The sequence below is a fragment of the Cryobacterium sp. TS_SC_7 genome (assembly GCF_056156285.1).
Window position 1 is genome coordinate 568,149 of the sequence record NZ_CM149589.1, and the last position, 18,538, is coordinate 586,686.

The window sequence follows — 18,538 nt, forward strand, 5'->3', positions numbered from 1 at the left end:
ACAAGGTGGCCCCCGGCTTCCTTTCCCGAACCCTCAACAGCTTCCCCGGCGGCCTGATCATCGTCACCGGTTCAAGCGGCAAATCGACCACCACGAAAATGTTGGTGGCGGCGTTGCGCGCGCACGGATCGGTGGTCTTCACCAACCAGTCCACGGCCAACATCAGTCAGGGACTGACCTCCGCCCTGCTCGAGCAGGCGAGCCTCAGCGGGCACATCGCGGGGGATATCGCCGTACTCGAAATGGATGAGGGACACGGGGCCCTCATCTCCGGGACGCTGACTCCGCGGATCGTCGCGCTCACCAACGTCATGGTCGACCAGATTGATCGGTTCCACGACTCGGACATGGTCGCGGCCATGCTGGTCAAGATCGCGGCCCGGGCAACCGGGACCGTGGTCATCAATGCTGACGACCAGTACTTGACGAATCTCGTCGCCCAACTCGACGGGTCCGCCGCCGTTGCACGCTATGGCGTCTCCGCTGAAGTACTCGCGGCCAATCCCCGGGGCCTGGGCTACAGCGCCACGACGGTCGACCGTCTCGAGGCGGGGGAGGGCATGCTCCTCACCCAGGTACACGGTCGGAACGCCACGGTGAGCATTTCCGGTCGGGAACTGCCGCTGCGGTTGCCGGCACGCGGCACCCACTACGCCGTGGACGCGCTGACGGCACTGTGCACCGCGCAGGCTGCCTTGGGTGACCGTTTCGACGCAGGTCTTGCAATCGATGCCATCTCGGCGATCCCGCCGGTGTTCGGCCGCGGTGAGATCGTCACCGTTCGCGGCCAGGAGGTTGAATTTGTTCTCGTCCAGAATCCGGCCAGTTTCCAGCTGAACGTGGACAGTCTCGAATCAGGAACAGAACAGATCCTCATCGCGATCGGATCCGATGTGCGTGACCCGTCCTATTTCTGGCCGGTCAACACATCCGGACTCGGCCGGGTCCGGATCGCCTCCGGGTCGAAGGCACAGGACATTGCCCTGCAGCTGACCTACGACGACGTTGTCGTCGACCGCATCGAACCAGACCTCGGTCGGGCACTGGATGATTTTCTGGCCCTCCCCGAACCATCGACCGGGATGAAGACGATCATCTTTTCCGCAGATTCGATGCGCCGCACTCGGGCCCATCTGGGTCTCGCCACGAACAGTGAGGCCTAGGAATGACCCGTCCGCTCGCGATCATCTCGCTGCTGCCTGACCTTCTGAACACCAATGGGGACGCTGCCAATGCCCGGGTTCTGGCCCAGCGGGCCCGATGGGCGGGAATCCCCGCCAACGTCATCGACGTTCGCACGGCAGGCGAGGTACCCGAGCACGTGGATGCCGTCGTGATCGGGTCAGGGTCGGACTCTGATCTGATCTCTGCACGCGACATTCTCGCGACGATGGCTGCCGACATTCGCGTGTGGACCACCGCCGGCGTTCCCGTTCTGGCAGTCGGCACAGGGTGGGAATTGCTGAGCTGGGGTATCGAGCTCGGTGACGGCACCGTCATCGAGGGGTTGGGCATAGTAGCCGGCCGCGCCGTTCCGATGCAGGAGCGGGCCACCGACGACATCGTGGTCGACTCACGCCACGGCCGGCTCATCGGCTTCGAAAACCACGCCCGCAACTATGTGGGGGCCGAGGCGTCGCCGCTCGGCCAGGTGCGGGCGGGCACCGGGAACGGAGCCGGAACAGAGGGCCTCGTGATGGGAACCCTCATCGGCACGCATTTGCACGGACCAGTGCTGGCCCGCAATCCCGGTTTGGCGGACCATGTGCTTCGGACCGCCCTCGCCCGGACTGGTCAGGACTATCTGCCCGGTGTGCGCACGCACGCCGCCGATGACATAGCAAAAGCCGCACGCAATCAGATTGCCGTGCGGCTGACCCTTCCGACAGAGTAACGGGCCGAACCCCGAACAGTGTGGGGCAGCCGTGGCTGCCCCACACCCTCACGCGGTGAAGAGCTTCAACTAGGAGCGCTGGTCCTCGAGGAGGCGGCTCGACTCGTCGTGCCAGCTTTCGGCGATGGCGGCGAGCTTCTCCTGATGCTTGCGGCCGTGGTGCGCACAGAACAGCAATTCGCTGTTGTTCACCACGACACGGATGTAGGCCTGAGCGCCACAAGCGTCGCAGCGGTCTGCCGCGGTGAGCTGGTGCGGCGCCTTCTCTTGGTCGATGGCACCATTTTCGGTTGCGATCTGGGACATGGTTTCCTCCTCCAGACTGATACCAACTGATACCAATTTAACCTGAACTCAATGTAAACACGGTCCGCCCCCGTTATCGAGTCGGTTGCAGGCTATTTCGCTCACCGCGTAGCGCTCTTCGCTCGAGTGTCGGTGAGAGAGCGCGGCCCGGCGATCGGTATCCTTGATCGTTGTGAGTTCTTCTGATTATTCTGCCCGCCATCTGTCGGTCCTCGAAGGCCTGGAAGCGGTTCGCAAACGCCCGGGCATGTACATCGGATCCACCGATTCACGCGGTCTGATGCATTGCCTGTGGGAGATCATCGACAATTCGGTCGACGAGGCACTGGGCGGCTTCGGCAGCAGCATCGATATCGTCCTGCACCCGGACGAGAGCGTTGAAGTGCGGGATACCGCCCGTGGCGTACCGGTTGACATCGAGCCGAAGACCGGTCTCACCGGTGTCGAGGTCGTCTTCACCAAACTGCACGCCGGTGGAAAGTTCGGCAGCGGATCGTATGCAGCGTCCGGCGGACTGCACGGCGTCGGCGCTTCCGTGGTCAACGCCCTGTCGGAGCGTCTCGACGTGGAGGTCGACCGCGATGGCAAGACGTGGGCCATGTCGTTCCACCGCGGTGAACCGGGTATTTTCACGGACGCGGGAGAGAAGAGCCCCGATGCACCGTTCACACCCTTTGAGAAGCAGAGCGAACTGCGGGTCATCGGCAAGGTGAAACGCGGCGTGACGGGGACCCGGGTGCGGTACTGGGCTGACCGCCAGATCTTCACCAAGGGGGCCGCCTTCCAAACCGAGGAGCTACTCGCGCGGGCCCGTCAAACGGCATTCCTGGTGCCCGGCCTGACCATCGAGATTTCCGACCGGCGCACCGACGTCGCCGTCCTGGAATCCTTCACCTTTGAGGGCGGGATCTCAGAATTCGTCGACCATCTCGCGACCGACACCCCGATCACCGATACGTGGCGCCTGACTGGGAACGGATCCTTCTCGGAGACTGTTCCTGTTCTGACCAGCACGGGTGCCATGGTTCCGACCGAGTTGGTCCGGGATTGCGCCGTGGACATCGCCCTTCGCTGGGGCACCGGCTACGACACTGTCATTCGCAGTTTCGTGAACATCATTGCGACGCCCAAGGGCGGTACCCACCAGGCCGGTTTCGATGCCGGCCTGCTTAAATTCCTGCGCGGCCAGGTCGAATTGAACGCCCGTCGCCTCAAAATGGGGTCCGACAAGCTGGAGAAGGATGATGTGATGGCCGGCCTGACTGCCGTCCTGACCGTTCGCCTGCCCGAGCCGCAGTTCGAGGGCCAGACCAAGGAGGTCCTCGGCACTCCTGCTGTCCGTGCGATCGTCGCCAACGTCGTGGCTCAAGCCATGAATGAGCGTTTCGTGTCGACGAAGCGAGACGACAAGGCGCAGTCCGCAGTGGTGCTCGACAAAATCGTGGCCGAGATGAAGTCCCGTATCTCCGCACGGGCACACAAGGAGACCCAGCGGCGCAAGAATGCCCTGGAGAGCTCTTCACTGCCTGCCAAGCTGGTCGATTGCCGCAGTAACGACGTCTCCACAAGTGAACTCTTCATCGTCGAGGGCGATTCCGCTCTGGGGACGGCGAAGCTTGCCCGCGACAGCGAGCACCAGGCGCTGCTTCCGATTCGGGGCAAGATCTTGAACGTGCAGAAGGCATCTGTGGCCGACATGCTCTCGAATCTGGAGTGTGCGTCCATCATTCAGGTGATCGGGGCCGGATCCGGCCGAAGCTTTGACCTGTCTGCTGCACGGTATGGCAAGGTCATCATCATGAGCGACGCGGACGTCGACGGCGCGCATATCCGTACGCTTCTGCTCACGCTGTTCTTCCGCTACATGCGCCCGATGATCACCGAGGGACGTGTCTTCGCGGCTGTGCCACCGCTCCACAGGGTCGTGGTGATGCATCCCGGCACCAAGCCCAACGAGACCATCTACACGTATACGGAGCAGGAACTGCAGGCCGTGCTGGCCGGCCTCAAGAAGAGCGGCAAGCGCTACCAGGATCCGATCCAACGGTACAAGGGTCTGGGCGAGATGGACGCAGATCAGTTAGCGACGACGACCATGGAGCGCGCGCACCGCACGCTCCGCCGCGTCCGGGTCGCCGACGCCGAGATGGCGGGCAACGTGTTCGAACTCCTGATGGGCAATGATGTCGCGCCTCGCAAGGAGTTCATCATCGAAAGCTCTGACAAGCTCAGTCGCGAGCGCATCGACGTGTGACTTCCGGCTCGAGCGCCTAAACGTGGAACGACGTGCTCGGCAGGTCGCGTTCACCGGTGACGATGGCAGCCACGATGCGTTCCGCGACGGCGGCCGGGCGGTAACCGGTCGGCAGGCGCGGTGCCGTGCCCGCAATCGGGTGAGTCGACAGATCCGTTTCGGTGTGGCCGGGCCTGGCGTCGAGAAGGCGGATGCCGCTGCGGCGTAGTTCTCGACCTGCGGCCTGTCCGAACGCCGCGACGGCGGCCTTCGACGCGGAGTAGGCGGCCAGGTTCGCGGTGGGGCTTTCGCTGACGACCCCGCTGAGGGTGAGTACGAAGGGTTCGCGGCCCTGCTCGGCGGATTCGGTCAGGGCCGCCCGGGCGGCCCGGAGCAGGCGGATGGGGGCGAGGGTGTTCAGGGTGAACAATTCGCTCAGGGTTTCGTCGGTCACCTCGAGTGCGGGTCCGAAGGCGACGACGCCCGAGGCGTTGACGATACCGTCGAGCCGGCCGTTCACTCTGACCGCCTCGGCGATGAGAGCGGTGATGGCCGCGGGGTCCGTCAGATCGGCGGCAATCGCCGTTCCCGGGACCGACAGGGCGTCGAGCTTGGCCTGGCTGCGACCGCTGAGGATGAGGCGAGCGCCGCTGTCCGCCAGGAGCCTGGCGATCTCACGTCCGAGTCCGCCGGAGGCACCGAGGACAAGAATGGCCGAATCTGCGAGGTGTGTCATTCGGCCACCCTAGCCCACGAATCTGCCCGGCTCAGAGTCAGGCGATCTGGGAACCGATGGTGCCGATCACCGAGTCGAGCATGGCCCCTGAGGCGTCGCGCCGGGAGCCGGATTCGGGCAGCGAACGCGGAGTACCGTCCGCCCCGACCGCGCGGGCGGGCAGTGGGCCCACCCAGGCGATCGAGACTATGTCTTCGCCTTTCAGGAAACGGTGGGACCGCACTCCGCCGGTTCCTCGCCCCTTCGCCGGGTATTCAGTGAAGTCGGAAACCTTGGCGCTGCCGGGGTCCGTCCCGGGAAGGGTGTAACTGCCCGTGGCCACAGTGGCTACCACCAGGGACGTCTCGCTGGACGAGGGCACACTGGTGAAGTAGACCACATGGGCATCGGGGGAGAGTTTGATGCCGGCCATTCCGCCGGCTGTGCGGCCCTGGGAACGCACGGAACCGGCAGGGAAACGCAGCAGCTGGGAATCCGAGGCGATGAAGACGAGTTCATCGTCTTCAGCACCTTGAATCGCACCCACGACCACGTCTCTGGGCTTCAGCCCGATGATTTCGAAATCGGGTTTGTTGGCCCAGTCGCCGGCGGTGACCCGCTTGACAATGCCTTGGCGGGTGCCGAGGGCGATCGACCGGTCGGAATCGAGGGCGACGAGCGCGAGAACCTTCTCCGCCTTGTTGGGAAGCGACAAATAGTCGCCGACGCCCACGCCGGCGGCAAGTTGGATGGACGTCGGCGGCATCACGGGCAGGTCGACGGGGGAGAAGCGGATGAGCCGGCCCAGGCTGGTGACCGCACCGATTTCGGTGCGGCTGGTGGTGTCCAGAACGGATAGGACAGCGTCATGCTTGTTGCGACGCTGCGCCGGCGTGATCCTCTCGGGCAGATCTGCACTGTCGGCCGGCAGGTCCACCCGGGCGATCTTTCCGGTTGTGCTGAGGTAGACCCTGGTGGGTGTGTCTGTCACCTCGAGGATGGCCGCCTTCCGCTTGGCGGCGGCGCTGTTCGCACCCGCAATGCTCGGCTTGGCCTCGGTCAGCAGCGTCCGCCGGGGTGTTCCGAATCGCTCGGCTGTCGAGGCGAGTTCGTCGGACACCAGGGTGCGGATGGCCGCTTTGCTGCCCAGCAGCTTTTCCAGGGCAGCGATCTCAGCCAGCAACTGGTCGCGTTCTGTCTCGAGTTCGATCCGGGAGAAGCGGGTCAGGCGACGAAGCCGAAGCTCGAGGATGTACTCGGCCTGGATCTGGCTGAGGTCGAAGACGTCGATAAGCCGGGTCCGCGCCTGCTCGCTGTCGTCGCTGGCGCGGATGACCTGGATGACCTCGTCGATGTCGAGGATGGCGACCAGCAGCCCCTCGACCAGGTGCAGGCGCTCCTTGCGCCGGGCGAGTCGGTAGGCCGATCGCCGGGTGACGACCTCGATACGGTGCCCGATGTAGACGAGGAGCAGTTCCCGGAGACCCAACGTCTGAGGACCGCCGTCGACGAGCGCGACGGCATTGATATTGAAGGAGTCTTCGAGCGGTGTGTATCGGTAGAGCTGTTCGAGGACGGCTTCCGGGCTGAAACCGGTCTTGATGCCGATGACGAGACGGAGCCCCTTGGTGCGGTCGGTCAGGTCGGTGACGTCGGAAATCCCGCTCAGCTTCTTCGACGTGACGCCGTCCTTGATCTTCTCGATGACCCGCTCCGGTCCGACCAGATAGGGGAGTTCGGTGACCACGAGACCTGCCTTGCGGGCGGTGATCGCCTCGACGGTTACGCGCGCCCGGGTCTTGAAGCTCCCTCGGCCGGTCGCATACGCGTCTTTGATCCCCGCGAGCCCGACGATCGTGCCACCGGTGGGCAGGTCGGGACCCGGGACGAACTCCATCAGGTCGTCCAGGGTCGCATTGGGGTGGGCCAGCAGGTGCCGGGCAGCGCCGACGACCTCGATCAGATTGTGCGGGGCCATATTCGTGGCCATGCCCACAGCGATTCCGCTTGCGCCGTTGACCAGCAGATTTGGGTACGCCGCCGGGAGGACATCCGGTTGGGTGAGCTGGTTGTCGTAGTTGGGCACGAAATCGACGACGTCCTCGTCGAGGTTCTCCGTCATGGCGAGGGCCGGTGCGGCCAGCCGCGCCTCGGTGTACCGCGGGGCGGCCGGACCGTCGTCGAGCGAGCCGAAGTTGCCGTGCCCGTCGATCAGCGGAACCCTCAGCGTGAACGCCTGCGCCATGCGGACCAGCGCATCGTAGATGGCCGTGTCGCCGTGGGGATGCAGCTTGCCCATGACTTCGCCCACCACCCGAGCCGACTTCACGTGCCCGCGATCGGGACGCAGCCCCATTTCGCTCATCTGGTAGAGGATGCGCCGCTGCACCGGCTTGAGCCCGTCGCGGGCGTCCGGAAGGGCACGGGAGTAGATGACCGAGTAGGCGTACTCGAGGAACGAGCCTTGCATCTCGGTCGAGACATCGACGTCCTCGATGCGTTCGGTGAACGTGGCGGGCGGAGTGCTGTCTGAACGGCTCATTCGTGAATTCTGCTGAGGCGCGCGTTGCGGCACACGCGCTGTCGGGTAGGCGCTGATCGATCCGGCCGGGTCTATGTCAGACTTGGCGCGATGCCCTCCATGCTACCGGCCCGCCAATTCAGCACCCTGCGCCTTGCCGATGTCCTCTCAAGTTCCCTCTCGTCGATCCAGGGTCTCCCGAACACCCTGGGCCTCGGCCCGGCGAACAGGGCGGTCGTCGTTCTGGCGGACGGCCTCGGCGTCAGTGCCCTCCGTGCTCGGGCCGGCCACGCCCGGTTCCTGAATTCGCTGCTGACCAAAACCAGCGTCGTCGATGGCGTCTTTCCGTCCACCACGGCCGCAGGGATCACAACCCTCACGACGGGAGTCGAACCTGGGCTGCACGGTCTCGTCGGCTACCGGGTGCTGGACGCAGAGCGGGACCGCGTCGTCAACCAACTGACCGGCTGGGATTCGGACATGCGCCCGGAGCTCTGGCAGCGCACACGAACGGTCTTCGAACAGGCCGCGGATGCCGGCGTCCCCGGGTTCGCAATCGGCCCACGCCGCTACGCCGCCTCGGGCTTCACCCAGGCGGCACTCCGTGGTGCGCGCTACGTTTCCGCCGAGAGCGTCTCCGACCGGTTCGCCGCCGCACGGCACCTGCTGGACACCGAGCCGCGTGCTTTGGTCTATCTCTACGTCCCGGAGTTGGATGTGGCCGCGCACGCGCACGGTTGGGAGTCCGACCGCTGGCTCGCCGCCCTGGAGTCCCTGGACGCCGCGGCCGGACGGTTCGCAGGCGGGCTGCGAAGCGACGAGGGGCTGCTGCTCACGGCCGACCACGGCATCATCGACGTCCCGGCGACCAGACATGTGCTCTTCGACACTGTGCCGACGATCGTCGACGGAGTCCGCCACATCGGTGGGGACCCTCGGTGCCTGCACCTGTACCTTGAGCCCAACTGCGGCGCCGACGCCGCTGACGACCTTGCCACCGCGTGGCGCGAGGTCGAGGGCCACCGGTCCTGGGTGTTCACGCGCGCGGAAGCGGTCGAGGCAGGGCTGTTCGGGACCGTCGACCCTGAGGTGCTGCCACGAATCGGCGACGTCATCGTCGCCGCGCGCAAATCGATCGCCTACTACGACTCCCGGGAACCGAACCAGTCCGCCCGATCGATGGTCGGTCAACACGGATCGCTGACCGACGAGGAGCTGCGTGTGCCGCTGATCCGTTGCGGGGCCTACAACCTTTAACGCCCCGCGCCGGCGGGATCAGGCCGGGTACTGGCCGCGCTTGACCTGCGGCTTCGGCAAACGCATGGGGCGCAGCTGCAGTGCCCGCATGGCTGCGTACCAGCGCACCCGTTCCACCTTGTCGGCTCCGAACTTGGCGGTCAGCTTGCGGGTGACCGTGAAGCCGAGGATGACGCTGTCGACCACGGCAACGAGAAAGAACGCCCACAGGGCGAGGATGCCGTAGGTCTGTACCGACGGGTCGGGAAAGAATGTCAGCAGGATCACCAGGAACATCACGGGGATCATGAACTCACCCACGTTGAACCGCGCATCGACGTAGTCGCGCACGTACCGCTTCTGCGGCCCACGTTCACGAACCGGGAGGTACTTCTCATCGCCGGCGGCCATGCCGACGCGTGCGCGGTCGCGAGCCTCGGCAGCCTTGCCTCTGGCCTGCTTGGCAGCAAGCTTGCGGTCGTCCGGAACGAGGGGACGCTTGTTCAGCGCCTCCTGCTGTTTGCGGCTGGGCGTCGCCTGTCCTTTTCCGGCAGGCTGAACGGCCGCCAGGCGAGACTTGGTCTCCTCCGGGGTCTCCATGGATGGTTGTGCGTCTGGGTTCACAGGCTTAGCCACATCAGTTCCTTGCAATTGGTTGGCTTAAGATTACCCGATGACCGATATTCGAGAAACAGAGCCCGCGGCAATCACTCCGGCTGCCCAGGAACTTCGCGCCGCCGTCGAGGGGGGCCTGCCGACGACACTTGCGGACCTGTGCGCGCTGGTGCGGATTCCGTCCGTTTCCTGGGACGCCTTCGATGCCGATCAGGTTGCCCGTAGCGCGGATGCCGTCGCGAATCTGGTGCGCGGTCTCGGTGTGTTCGACTCGGTGGAGATCAAGGCGGCCGGGATCCCGGGCGGGGCCGAACTCGGTCACCCCGCGGTACTCGCAACCCGAGCGGCCCGCCGTGGACGCCCGACGGTTCTTCTTTATGCGCATCACGACGTCCAGCCTCCCGGCCAGGACGAAGATTGGGAATCGAACCCGTTCGAGCCGACCATTCGCGGCGACCGCCTCTATGGTCGCGGTGCTGCCGACGACAAGGCCGGCGTCATGGCCCACATCGCCGCGATCCGCGCGCTGGTCGAAGCGGAAGGGCCGGATTTCGACCTGGGCCTCGCCCTCTTCATCGAGGGAGAAGAGGAGTTCGGCAGTCGTTCATTCTCCACCTTCCTCGAAGAGAACCAGGAGGCCCTTCGCGCTGACGCCATCGTCGTGGCGGACTCGAACAATTGGGACGTATCCACCCCCGCGCTCACCACGGCTCTTCGCGGCAACGTCACTTTCCGCCTCACGGTGCGCACGCTCGACCACGCGTCGCACTCCGGCATGTTCGGGGGAGCGGTTCCGGATGCCATGATGGCGACCGTCCGCCTGCTGTCCTCGCTCTACGCCGAGGACGGATCGGTCGCCGTGACCGGGCTGACGAGCATCGACGTCCCCACGCCCGACTACTCCGTCGGGCAGCTTCGCCTGGAGACGGGCCTTACAGCGGGCGTCAGCCCGATCGGCCACGGCACGGTCCTCAGCCGGATCTGGTCTCAGCCTGCCATCACCGTCACGGGTATTGACGCGCCATCCGTGGCCAACGCCTCGAACACGCTCACCCCGGTCGTCACCGTTCGAATCAGCACCCGCGTCGCACCGGGCCAGCCGGCGGCTGAGGCCTACCTGGCCCTTCAGGCACACCTTCTCGCACACGCGCCCTTCGGCGCCCGTGTCGACATCGACGATGTCGACACGGGGGAGGCCTTCCTGGTCGATACGGAGGGCTGGGCCGTGGCCGAGACCCGCAGCGCCATGGCTGAGGCCTGGGGGGTCGAGCCGGTGGACATCGGAGTGGGTGGGTCGATTCCGTTCATCGCGGACCTGGTCCGGGTTTTCCCCGATGCTCAGATCCTGGTCACCGGCGTTGAAGATCCAGATTCCCGTGCGCACAGCCCCAACGAATCGCTGCATCTCGGAGTATTCAAGCGGGCCATTCTCAGCGAAGCCTTCCTGCTCGCGCGTTTGAACCGGCGTTCAGAGAGCTGACAACCGCCAACGAACGATCGCAGGGAATGCAGGGGGTGCATTCCCGGTTGTGCTCGGTAGAATTCCCCGTGGAATCCACCGGTGATGTGGTCGCAGAAACGGACCGAGCGAGCACCCGACGAACAATGAGGAGCACCATGACCGACACAGCAGCCACCAGCACCGCCGCCCATGGCGTTGGTCTGAGTGCCACCGCCGCCGACAAGGTGCGGAGCCTTCTCGCCCAGGAGGGCCGCGAGGACCTCCGACTTCGCGTCGCCGTTCAGCCCGGCGGTTGTTCCGGCCTGATCTACCAGCTTTACTTCGACGAGCGCGTCCTGGACGGGGACGCTCTCGTCGACTTCGACGGTGTCGAGGTCATCGTCGACAAGATGAGCGTGCCCTACCTCGATGGGGCGTCCATTGATTTCGAGGACACCATCCAGAAGCAGGGGTTCACCATCGACAACCCCAACGCGGGCGGCAGCTGCGCGTGCGGAGATTCGTTCAGCTAATCCGCGCGGGCCGATTCACCGGCACGCCAATTCCCTCAGAAACTGTGACTGGCGGCGAATTCGTTACCTTCACCGGCACGTTCCTGCACAACGGAACGCGTCCGTCGCAGTAGGCTGGGAATCTATAAAAGCACTTCCAGCGAAGTGTGTCGTCGAGTCCCACCGAAAGGTTACTGGTGCGCAAAAACCATCGTCTCCGATGGGCTGCAATTCCGATCGCAGCGTCGTTGGCCATTGTTCTAGCGGGGTGCTCTCAGGCCCAGCTTCACGGCTATCTCCCCGGCTTCGTCGAGGGGCAGCCGGCGGTGACCAACCAGACCGAACGGGTAGCAGGTCTGTGGACCACCTCCTGGATCGTTCTCATGATCGTGGGTCTCATCACGTGGGGCCTCACCATCTGGGCCGTGGTCGTCTACCGGCGGCGCAAGGGCCAGACCGGATTGCCCGTCCAACTGCGGTACAACATGCCGATCGAGATTTTCTACACGGTCGTGCCGCTGATCCTCGTGGTGGGTTTCTTCGCCTTCACGGCGCGGGACCAGGCCGAGATCGAGGCCCGGTTCGATTCCCCGGACGTCAAGATCCAGGTCATCGGCAAGCAGTGGGCTTGGGACTTCAACTACATCGATGAGGACGTCTACTCCGTCGGCATCCAGGGTCAGCCTGACGTCGAGGGTCCTGCGGGCTCACTGGTGCAGTCCGAGATCCCGACGCTGGTGCTGCCGGTCGGAAAAAAGATCGAGCTGGCACTCGACGCCCGCGACGTCATCCACTCTTTCTGGGTCGTCGACTTCCTGTACAAGAAGGACATGATCCCGGGCAAGACCAACTACATGTCGGTCATCCCGGAACGTATCGGCACCTATGCGGGCAAGTGCGCTGAATTGTGCGGTGAGTACCACTCTCTGATGCTCTTCAACGTCGAGGTCGTCTCTGAGGCTGACTACGACGCCTACATCGAGTCCCTGCGCGCCGCAGGCAACGAGGGCCAGCTCGGCCTCGAGTACGAACGCAACCAGAATCTGCCGGGCACATCAGCTCCGACCGAGCAGGAGGGCAACTAGGCCATGAGTACTGCTACCGCGGCACCCACCGCACCCACAACGCCCTCAGCACCTCGTAAGCCCACCGGCGTCGAGAGCAAGGGCAACATCATCGTCCGGTGGATCACCTCCACCGACCACAAGGTCATCGGGTACATGTACCTGATCACGTCGTTCGTATATTTCTGTCTCGCCGGCGTCATGGCCCTGGTCATTCGTGCCCAGCTCTTCGCACCGGGTCTCGAGGTCGTGCAGACGAAGGAACAGTACAACCAGCTGTTCACGATGCACGGAACGATCATGCTGTTGATGTTCGCGACACCGTTGTTCTTCGGTTTCGCAAACTCCCTCATGCCGCTGCAGATCGGCGCCCCCGACGTGGCGTTCCCCCGGCTGAACGCCTTCTCGTTCTGGGCGTTCTTCTTCGGCAGCCTGGTCGCCGTCGGTGGGTTCCTCACTCCGCAGGGTGCTGCATCCTTCGGCTGGTTCGCCTACCAGCCCCTGGCAAGCACGACGTTCTCCCCGGGCGTCGGTGGCAACCTGTGGATGGTCGGCCTCGGGCTCAGCGGATTCGGAACCATCCTCGGAGCAGTGAACTTCATCACCACCGTGATCACGATGCGTGCACCCGGAATGACCATGTTCCGGATGCCCATCTTCACCTGGAACACGCTGGTCACCTCGCTCCTCATTCTCATGGCCTTCCCGGTCTTGGCCGCAGCCCTCCTGGCCGCTGCCTCGGACCGCATCTTCCTCTCGCACATCTACGATCCGGCGAACGGTGGGGCCATTCTCTGGCAGCACCTGTTCTGGTTCTTCGGTCACCCTGAGGTGTACATCATCGCCCTGCCGTTCTTCGGCATCGTTTCGGAGGTCTTCCCGGTCTTCAGCCGCAAGCCGATCTTCGGTTACAAGACACTCATCTACGCGACCATCTCGATCGCCGCCCTGTCCGTCGCGGTCTGGGCACACCACATGTACGTCACCGGCTCTGTCCTGCTGCCGTTCTTCTCACTGATGACCATGCTGATCGCCGTTCCGACGGGGGTGAAGATCTTCAACTGGATCGGCACCATGTGGCGAGGTTCCCTGACGTTCGAGACCCCTATGCTGTGGGCCCTCGGATTCCTGGTCACCTTCACCTTCGGTGGTCTCACCGGAGTTATTCTCGCCTCTCCGCCACTCGACTTCCATGTCTCGGACACGTACTTCGTCGTCGCCCACTTTCACTATGTGATCTTCGGCACTGTGGTGTTCGCGATGTTCAGCGGCTTCTACTTCTGGTGGCCGAAGTGGACCGGGAAGATGCTCAACGAGAGCCTGGGCAAGTGGCACTTCTGGATCCTCTTCATCGGGTTCCACACGACCTTCCTGGTTCAGCACTGGCTGGGAGTCGTCGGCATGCCGCGCCGCTACGCGTCGTACCTGCCCGAGGACGGCTTCACCTGGATGAACCAGTTGTCCACGATCGGCTCGGTCATTCTCGCGATCTCGATGATTCCGTTCTTCCTGAACGTGTACATCACCGCACGGAACGCCCCCAAGGTCACCGTGAACGACCCGTGGGGATTCGGCGCCTCGCTGGAGTGGGCCACGTCCTGCCCGCCGCCGCGGCACAACTTCACATCCATCCCGCGCATTCGGTCCGAGCGTCCCGCGTTCGACCTGAACCATCCGGAAGCGGCCATGACCGTCGGCATCGGCCCGGGCAAGGATGCACCGGACGCCCCCACGTACGACGCAGCGTCACAAAGGACGAAGTAAATGAGAGCCAACGTCAATCTCCTCTGGATTCTCAGCGGATTCTTCGTCGTCGTCACGGTGGCGTACGTGGTCTGGGGACTGCTCGACCCGACCCAGAACAGAATCGAGTGGGCCGGCACGTTCGCGCTCGGTTTGTCGGCGATCTTCGTCAGCTTCGTGGCTTTCTACCTCAGCCGGGTTCACCTGGCCCAGGGCGGGGAGCTCCCGGAGGACCGCCTTGACGCGAACATCGATGACGGAGACCCCGAGGTCGGCTTCTACAGCCCGTGGAGCTGGTGGCCGATCCTCCTCGCCGCCAGTGCAGCCCTGCTCTTCATGGGACTGGCTGTCGGTGTCTGGATTTCGATCATCGCCCTGGGCATCGGAGTGATCTGCCTCGTCGGTTGGGTGTACGAGTACTACCGCGGTAACTTCGCCCGGTGATCTGACCAACAGCGCACCTCAGAGCGCACGGCGGCGTCCAGGACCTCAGGTCCCGGACGCCGCCTTTTTGTCGTACCCACCTCGGGGATCGATCTTCTAAGGGAGGATGCCGGCTGCGCCGGGCCCCGGGGATCGCAGCTCGATTGCGGCCCGCCCCGCGCTCAGACTGTGGGCAACGTCAGGGGAGTTACACCGAGGTCAGAGTGACCGGGATCACAGTGTGCGGCGGCGGAAGCCGAGGACCTCGAACGACGCTGTAACGGTCTGTACGGGGCTCAGGTGGCCTGCAACGTCCTCGGCGTCGGTGTGGTGGGAAGAAGGCCCCATCCCGATCAGAGCGGCGGCCTGTTCCGGGTTCAGGACCAGGGCGGCGGACAGCTCATCGCGCGATTCCAGATCGAAGCCCTGGGTGGCCAGCGTCTGCGAGAGATTCTCCGCCTTGTTCGCCGGAACGTCCAAAGCCAGCCCCGCCGCTCTGAGCTCCTGCAGATGAGTCTTCTGGGGTACCACCACCATCAGCATGCCCGACGGGCGCAGCACCCGATGGAACTCCGCCGGGTTGCGCGGCGCGAAGACGTTGAGGATGACGTCGGCCGCTGCGTCCCGCACCGGGAGAGCTGACCATACGTCGGCGACGAGCCCATCGACGTTGTCGTGGCCGGCCACCGTGCGCGCCACGGCGACGGGGGAGAGGTCCATGCCCAGGGCCTGGGCTTCGGGGATGTGATCGAGCACCCCCTCCAGGTAGTACCCGGTACCGCAGCCGACGTCGAGGATGCGGGTCGGTTTCACATCGGCAACCCGCTCGGCCAGACGCTCACGTAACGGGGCGTACCAGCCTGCGGAGAGGAAGAGTCCCCGGGCATCCACCATGGCGACGCTGTCGCCGATCAGCCGTCGAGCGCCGCCGGCGAGTGAGATGTACCCGCGCTTGTTGGCATCGAAGGAATGCCGGGACGCGCAGCACAGCGTCAGGGGACCGGACGGAGTGAGGGGGAGAAAACAGTTCGGGCACCGAAGCCACTCCGACAGGGTCTGGAGTGACATCGATGCCCGTTCTGCTGTTGCGGCGAAATGCCTAGTGGTGGTCGCCGTGCGTGCGCTCGAGTTCGGTGCTCGACACCGGTTCGATCCGGTCCTCGAAGAACCAGCGGGACAGTCCGGCTCGGGCCTTCTGGCCGACCGTGATCTTGCCCTTCGCGTTCGGACGAATCATGAGCGGCTTGTAGTCGTTGTAGCTGACCAGCTTCCAGCGCTCGTACTCGTCCACTGGCTGGTGGACCTCGATGTACTCGCCGCCGGGCAGTCGCACAATACGCCCGGACTCGTAGCCGTGAAGAACGATCTCCCGATCCTTTTTCTGCAAGGCCAGGCAGATCCGTTTCGTGACGAAGAAGGCGATGAAGGGACCCACGATCACCAGGAACTGCATGGTGTGGATCACTCCTTCCATCGTCACCTTGAAGTGCGTGGCGATGATGTCGGAGGACGCCGTGGCCCACAGCGCCGCATAGAAGGTGACGCCGGCGGCACCGATGGCGGTGCGTGTCGGGGCGTTCCGCGGGCGATCAAGGATGTGGTGCTCACGCTTGTCTCCGGTGACCCACGCTTCGATGAACGGGTAGATCAAAACGACGAGGATGAACAGTCCGAGTGCCACGAGCGGGATCAGGATGTTGAACGACCAGGTGCGGTCGAGCCATACGAACTCAAGTCCCGGCGGAATGAGTCGCAGTGCGCCGTCGGCGAAACCGATGTACCAGTCCGGTTGAGTTCCGGCAGACACGGGGGAGGGATCGTAGGGACCGTAGTTCCAGATGGGGTTGATGGTGAACAGTGACGCCATCAGCATGACGATGCCGAAGACGATGAAGAAGAACCCACCGGCCTTGGCCGCGTACACGGGAAGCACAGGGTATCCGACCACGTTCTGGTTCGTGCGACCGGCGCCCGGGTACTGCGTGTGCTTGTGCACGACGACGAAGAGCAGATGCATGGCGATCAGTGCCACGATGATGGCCGGTAGCAACAGGATGTGGAGCGAGTAGAGCCGTCCGACAATCTGTTCGCCCGGGAATTCTCCGCCGAAGAGCAGGAACGAGATCCAGGTTCCCACGACGGGGATACCCTTCACCATTCCGTCGATGATGCGCAGTCCGTTGCCGGAGAGCAGGTCGTCGGGGAGGGAGTAGCCGGTGAAGCCCTCAGCCATGGCGAGGATGAACAGGATGAAGCCGATGACCCAGTTCAGCTCGCGGGGCTTACGGAACGCACCCGTGAAGTAGATGCGCAGCATGTGCAGACCGATGGCGGCCACGAACAGCAGAGCCGCCCAGTGGTGGACCTGACGCATCAGGAGCCCGCCGCGGATGTCGAAGGAGATATCCAGCGAGGATGCCATCGCAGCGGACATCTCCACACCCTTGAGAGGCAGGTAGGAGCCGTCATACTCGACCGGCGTCATCGAGGCGTGGAAGAAGAACGTCAGGAAGGACCCGGACAGCAGGATGATGACGAAGCTGTAGAGGGCGACCTCGCCGAGCAGGAAAGACCAGTGGTCGGGGAAGATCTTGCGACCCAGCTCCTTGACGGCCGTCGAGATGCTCGTGCGTTCGTCGATGTAGTTCGCGGCTGCCCCGGTGAGGCCGCCCGACTTCTTCGTTTCGACTAGCTCAGTAGTCGTAGTTGCAGTGCTCAATTCCGCTCCCAGAAGCTCGGCCCGACGGGTTCAGTGAAATCGCTCTGTGCAATGAGATATCCCTCGGAGTCTACTGTGATGGGCAGCTGGGGGAGTGGGCGCTTGGCCGGCCCGAAGATGACCTCACACTGATTGGTGACGTCGAACTGGGACTGGTGGCAAGGGCACAGAAGCGTGTGCGTCTGCTGCTCGTAAAGTGCAACGGGACATCCGACGTGCGTGCAGATCTTGGAGTACGCGACGATGCCGTTGTACGACCAGTCCTTCTTGTCGGCCGGCTCGTTGATGTCCTCGGGCTTGAGACGCATCAACAGAACGGCAGCCTTCGCCTTTTCCTCGAGCTTGCCGTGACCGAGGTCCTGAAGGCCTTCCGGAATGACGTGGAAGGCCGAGCCCAGGGTCACGTCCGAGGCCTTGATCGGGGTGCCCGTCGGGTCGATCGCGAGCCGGGTGCCCTTCTTCCACATGGTGTGTTCGAGGAGCGCGGACGGGTTGGTGTCCTGCGGTCCAAGGCCGCGAAATAGAACAACTGCCGGCAACGGGAAAGCGATCAGGGCACCGATCAGGCTGTTACGGATGAGCGTGCGACGACCGATGCCGGACTCGACATTGGCCTCGTGGAAGATCTCGACTGCACGCTCACGGGTCTCATCGGAACCGCGGACGGGGTGCCGTTCGTCGACGCCCTCGTGGTCGAACATGAGTGCCTTGCCCCAGTGCACGGCACCGATGCCGATGGCCAGGAGCGCCAGCGTCAGTCCAAGGCCGATGAAGAGGTTGTTGAGCCGGACGGAGCTCGGGTCTTCCTCAATGATGGGAAAGGCCATGTACGCGATGATCGCGAAGACGCTTCCGACGATCGACAGGTAGAACAGCGTGTAGACGGCTCGTTCCGCCTGCCGTTCGGCGCTCGGGTTCAGGTCGGTGACACGGGGGCGGTGCGGGGGGAATCCCGGGTTGGCCACGGCATCGCGTACGACGACGGCGGTGCCTGCGGGAGCCCCCTCATGCCCGACGGTCGACGAGTCAGCAGCGGTCAGGTCCTTCCCGCTGTTATCGTCCTTGGCCATTGTTCTCCTTCATCGGAATTCTCATAGAAATAAGTTCGTTTCGAAC

Annotated in this window: 16 protein-coding genes; 9 read left to right on the forward strand and 7 right to left on the reverse strand. The window is 64.1% G+C overall.

What is annotated here, in order from left to right; translation table 11 throughout:
- Positions 1-5: 5 nt before the first annotated feature.
- A complete protein-coding gene (locus AC0J5J_RS02675; protein ID WP_134423362.1) occupies positions 6-1,163 on the forward strand; it encodes a MurT ligase domain-containing protein in 1,158 nt (385 codons plus the stop codon).
- A gap of 2 nt (positions 1,164-1,165) precedes the next feature.
- On the forward strand, positions 1,166-1,894 hold the full coding sequence (locus AC0J5J_RS02680; RefSeq protein ID WP_474899382.1) for a type 1 glutamine amidotransferase: 729 nt from the start codon (positions 1,166-1,168) through the stop codon (positions 1,892-1,894).
- A gap of 69 nt (positions 1,895-1,963) precedes the next feature.
- Here AC0J5J_RS02680 and AC0J5J_RS02685 read toward each other — a convergent pair whose 3' ends face one another.
- Positions 1,964-2,200 (reverse strand): DUF7455 domain-containing protein, encoded by a 237-nt coding sequence (locus AC0J5J_RS02685; RefSeq protein ID WP_134363773.1) that lies wholly within the window; start codon positions 2,198-2,200, stop codon positions 1,964-1,966.
- Between the two features lie 172 nt (positions 2,201-2,372).
- On the opposite strand from AC0J5J_RS02685, the gene AC0J5J_RS02690 reads away from it, so the two are divergent.
- Positions 2,373-4,454, forward strand: a complete 2,082-nt coding sequence (locus AC0J5J_RS02690; protein ID WP_474900182.1) for a DNA gyrase/topoisomerase IV subunit B — start codon at positions 2,373-2,375, stop codon at positions 4,452-4,454.
- Positions 4,455-4,470: 16 nt separating this feature from the next.
- On the opposite strand, the gene AC0J5J_RS02695 is transcribed toward AC0J5J_RS02690, so the two are convergent.
- Positions 4,471-5,169 carry an SDR family NAD(P)-dependent oxidoreductase gene (locus tag AC0J5J_RS02695; RefSeq protein ID WP_134423368.1) on the reverse strand — a complete coding sequence of 233 codons (699 nt, stop codon included), beginning with the start codon at positions 5,167-5,169 and terminating at the stop codon, positions 4,471-4,473.
- Between the two features lie 37 nt (positions 5,170-5,206).
- Positions 5,207-7,690: a DNA gyrase/topoisomerase IV subunit A gene (locus AC0J5J_RS02700; protein ID WP_474899384.1), complete on the reverse strand. Its 2,484-nt coding sequence runs from the start codon at positions 7,688-7,690 to the stop codon at positions 5,207-5,209.
- A gap of 90 nt (positions 7,691-7,780) precedes the next feature.
- Here AC0J5J_RS02700 and AC0J5J_RS02705 point away from each other — a divergent pair, with 90 nt between their 5' ends.
- Positions 7,781-8,926, forward strand: coding sequence for an alkaline phosphatase family protein (locus tag AC0J5J_RS02705; RefSeq protein ID WP_474899386.1), 1,146 nt, complete (start codon positions 7,781-7,783; stop codon positions 8,924-8,926).
- Positions 8,927-8,944: 18 nt separating this feature from the next.
- On the opposite strand, the gene AC0J5J_RS02710 is transcribed toward AC0J5J_RS02705, so the two are convergent.
- Positions 8,945-9,541 (reverse strand): DUF3043 domain-containing protein, encoded by a 597-nt coding sequence (locus AC0J5J_RS02710; protein WP_474899388.1) that lies wholly within the window; start codon positions 9,539-9,541, stop codon positions 8,945-8,947.
- Between the two features lie 37 nt (positions 9,542-9,578).
- Between AC0J5J_RS02710 and AC0J5J_RS02715 the strand changes: the two genes are divergently transcribed.
- The 5 genes from AC0J5J_RS02715 to ctaF all read left to right on the forward strand — a co-directional run bounded on the left by AC0J5J_RS02715 (position 9,579) and on the right by ctaF (position 14,724).
- Positions 9,579-11,000, forward strand: coding sequence for a dipeptidase (locus AC0J5J_RS02715; RefSeq protein ID WP_134423374.1), 1,422 nt, complete (start codon positions 9,579-9,581; stop codon positions 10,998-11,000).
- 137 nt (positions 11,001-11,137) lie between these two features.
- A complete protein-coding gene (gene erpA / locus AC0J5J_RS02720) occupies positions 11,138-11,494 on the forward strand; it encodes an iron-sulfur cluster insertion protein ErpA (RefSeq protein ID WP_134423376.1) in 357 nt (118 codons plus the stop codon).
- Positions 11,495-11,670: 176 nt separating this feature from the next.
- Entirely contained in the window at positions 11,671-12,558 is an 888-nt protein-coding gene (gene ctaC, locus AC0J5J_RS02725) for an aa3-type cytochrome oxidase subunit II (protein WP_474899390.1), read from the forward strand.
- 3 nt (positions 12,559-12,561) lie between these two features.
- Positions 12,562-14,301: an aa3-type cytochrome oxidase subunit I gene (gene ctaD, locus AC0J5J_RS02730; protein ID WP_134423380.1), complete on the forward strand. Its 1,740-nt coding sequence runs from the start codon at positions 12,562-12,564 to the stop codon at positions 14,299-14,301.
- Positions 14,302-14,724 (forward strand): aa3-type cytochrome oxidase subunit IV, encoded by a 423-nt coding sequence (ctaF, locus tag AC0J5J_RS02735; protein WP_134423382.1) that lies wholly within the window; start codon positions 14,302-14,304, stop codon positions 14,722-14,724. It abuts the gene before it with no gap.
- A 213-nt stretch (positions 14,725-14,937) separates the two neighbouring features.
- On the opposite strand, the gene AC0J5J_RS02740 is transcribed toward ctaF, so the two are convergent.
- The 3 genes from AC0J5J_RS02740 to qcrA are packed head-to-tail and all read right to left on the reverse strand — an operon-like array spanning position 14,938 to position 18,492.
- Complete coding sequence (locus AC0J5J_RS02740; RefSeq protein WP_134423384.1) at positions 14,938-15,771, reverse strand: methyltransferase domain-containing protein; 834 nt, start codon at positions 15,769-15,771, stop codon at positions 14,938-14,940.
- A 31-nt stretch (positions 15,772-15,802) separates the two neighbouring features.
- Positions 15,803-17,422 (reverse strand): cytochrome bc1 complex cytochrome b subunit, encoded by a 1,620-nt coding sequence (gene qcrB, locus AC0J5J_RS02745; RefSeq protein ID WP_134423386.1) that lies wholly within the window; start codon positions 17,420-17,422, stop codon positions 15,803-15,805.
- Positions 17,419-18,492, reverse strand: coding sequence for a cytochrome bc1 complex Rieske iron-sulfur subunit (gene qcrA, locus AC0J5J_RS02750; protein ID WP_134423388.1), 1,074 nt, complete (start codon positions 18,490-18,492; stop codon positions 17,419-17,421). The genes qcrB and qcrA overlap by 4 nt, the downstream gene beginning before the upstream one ends.
- Positions 18,493-18,538 lie beyond the last annotated feature (46 nt).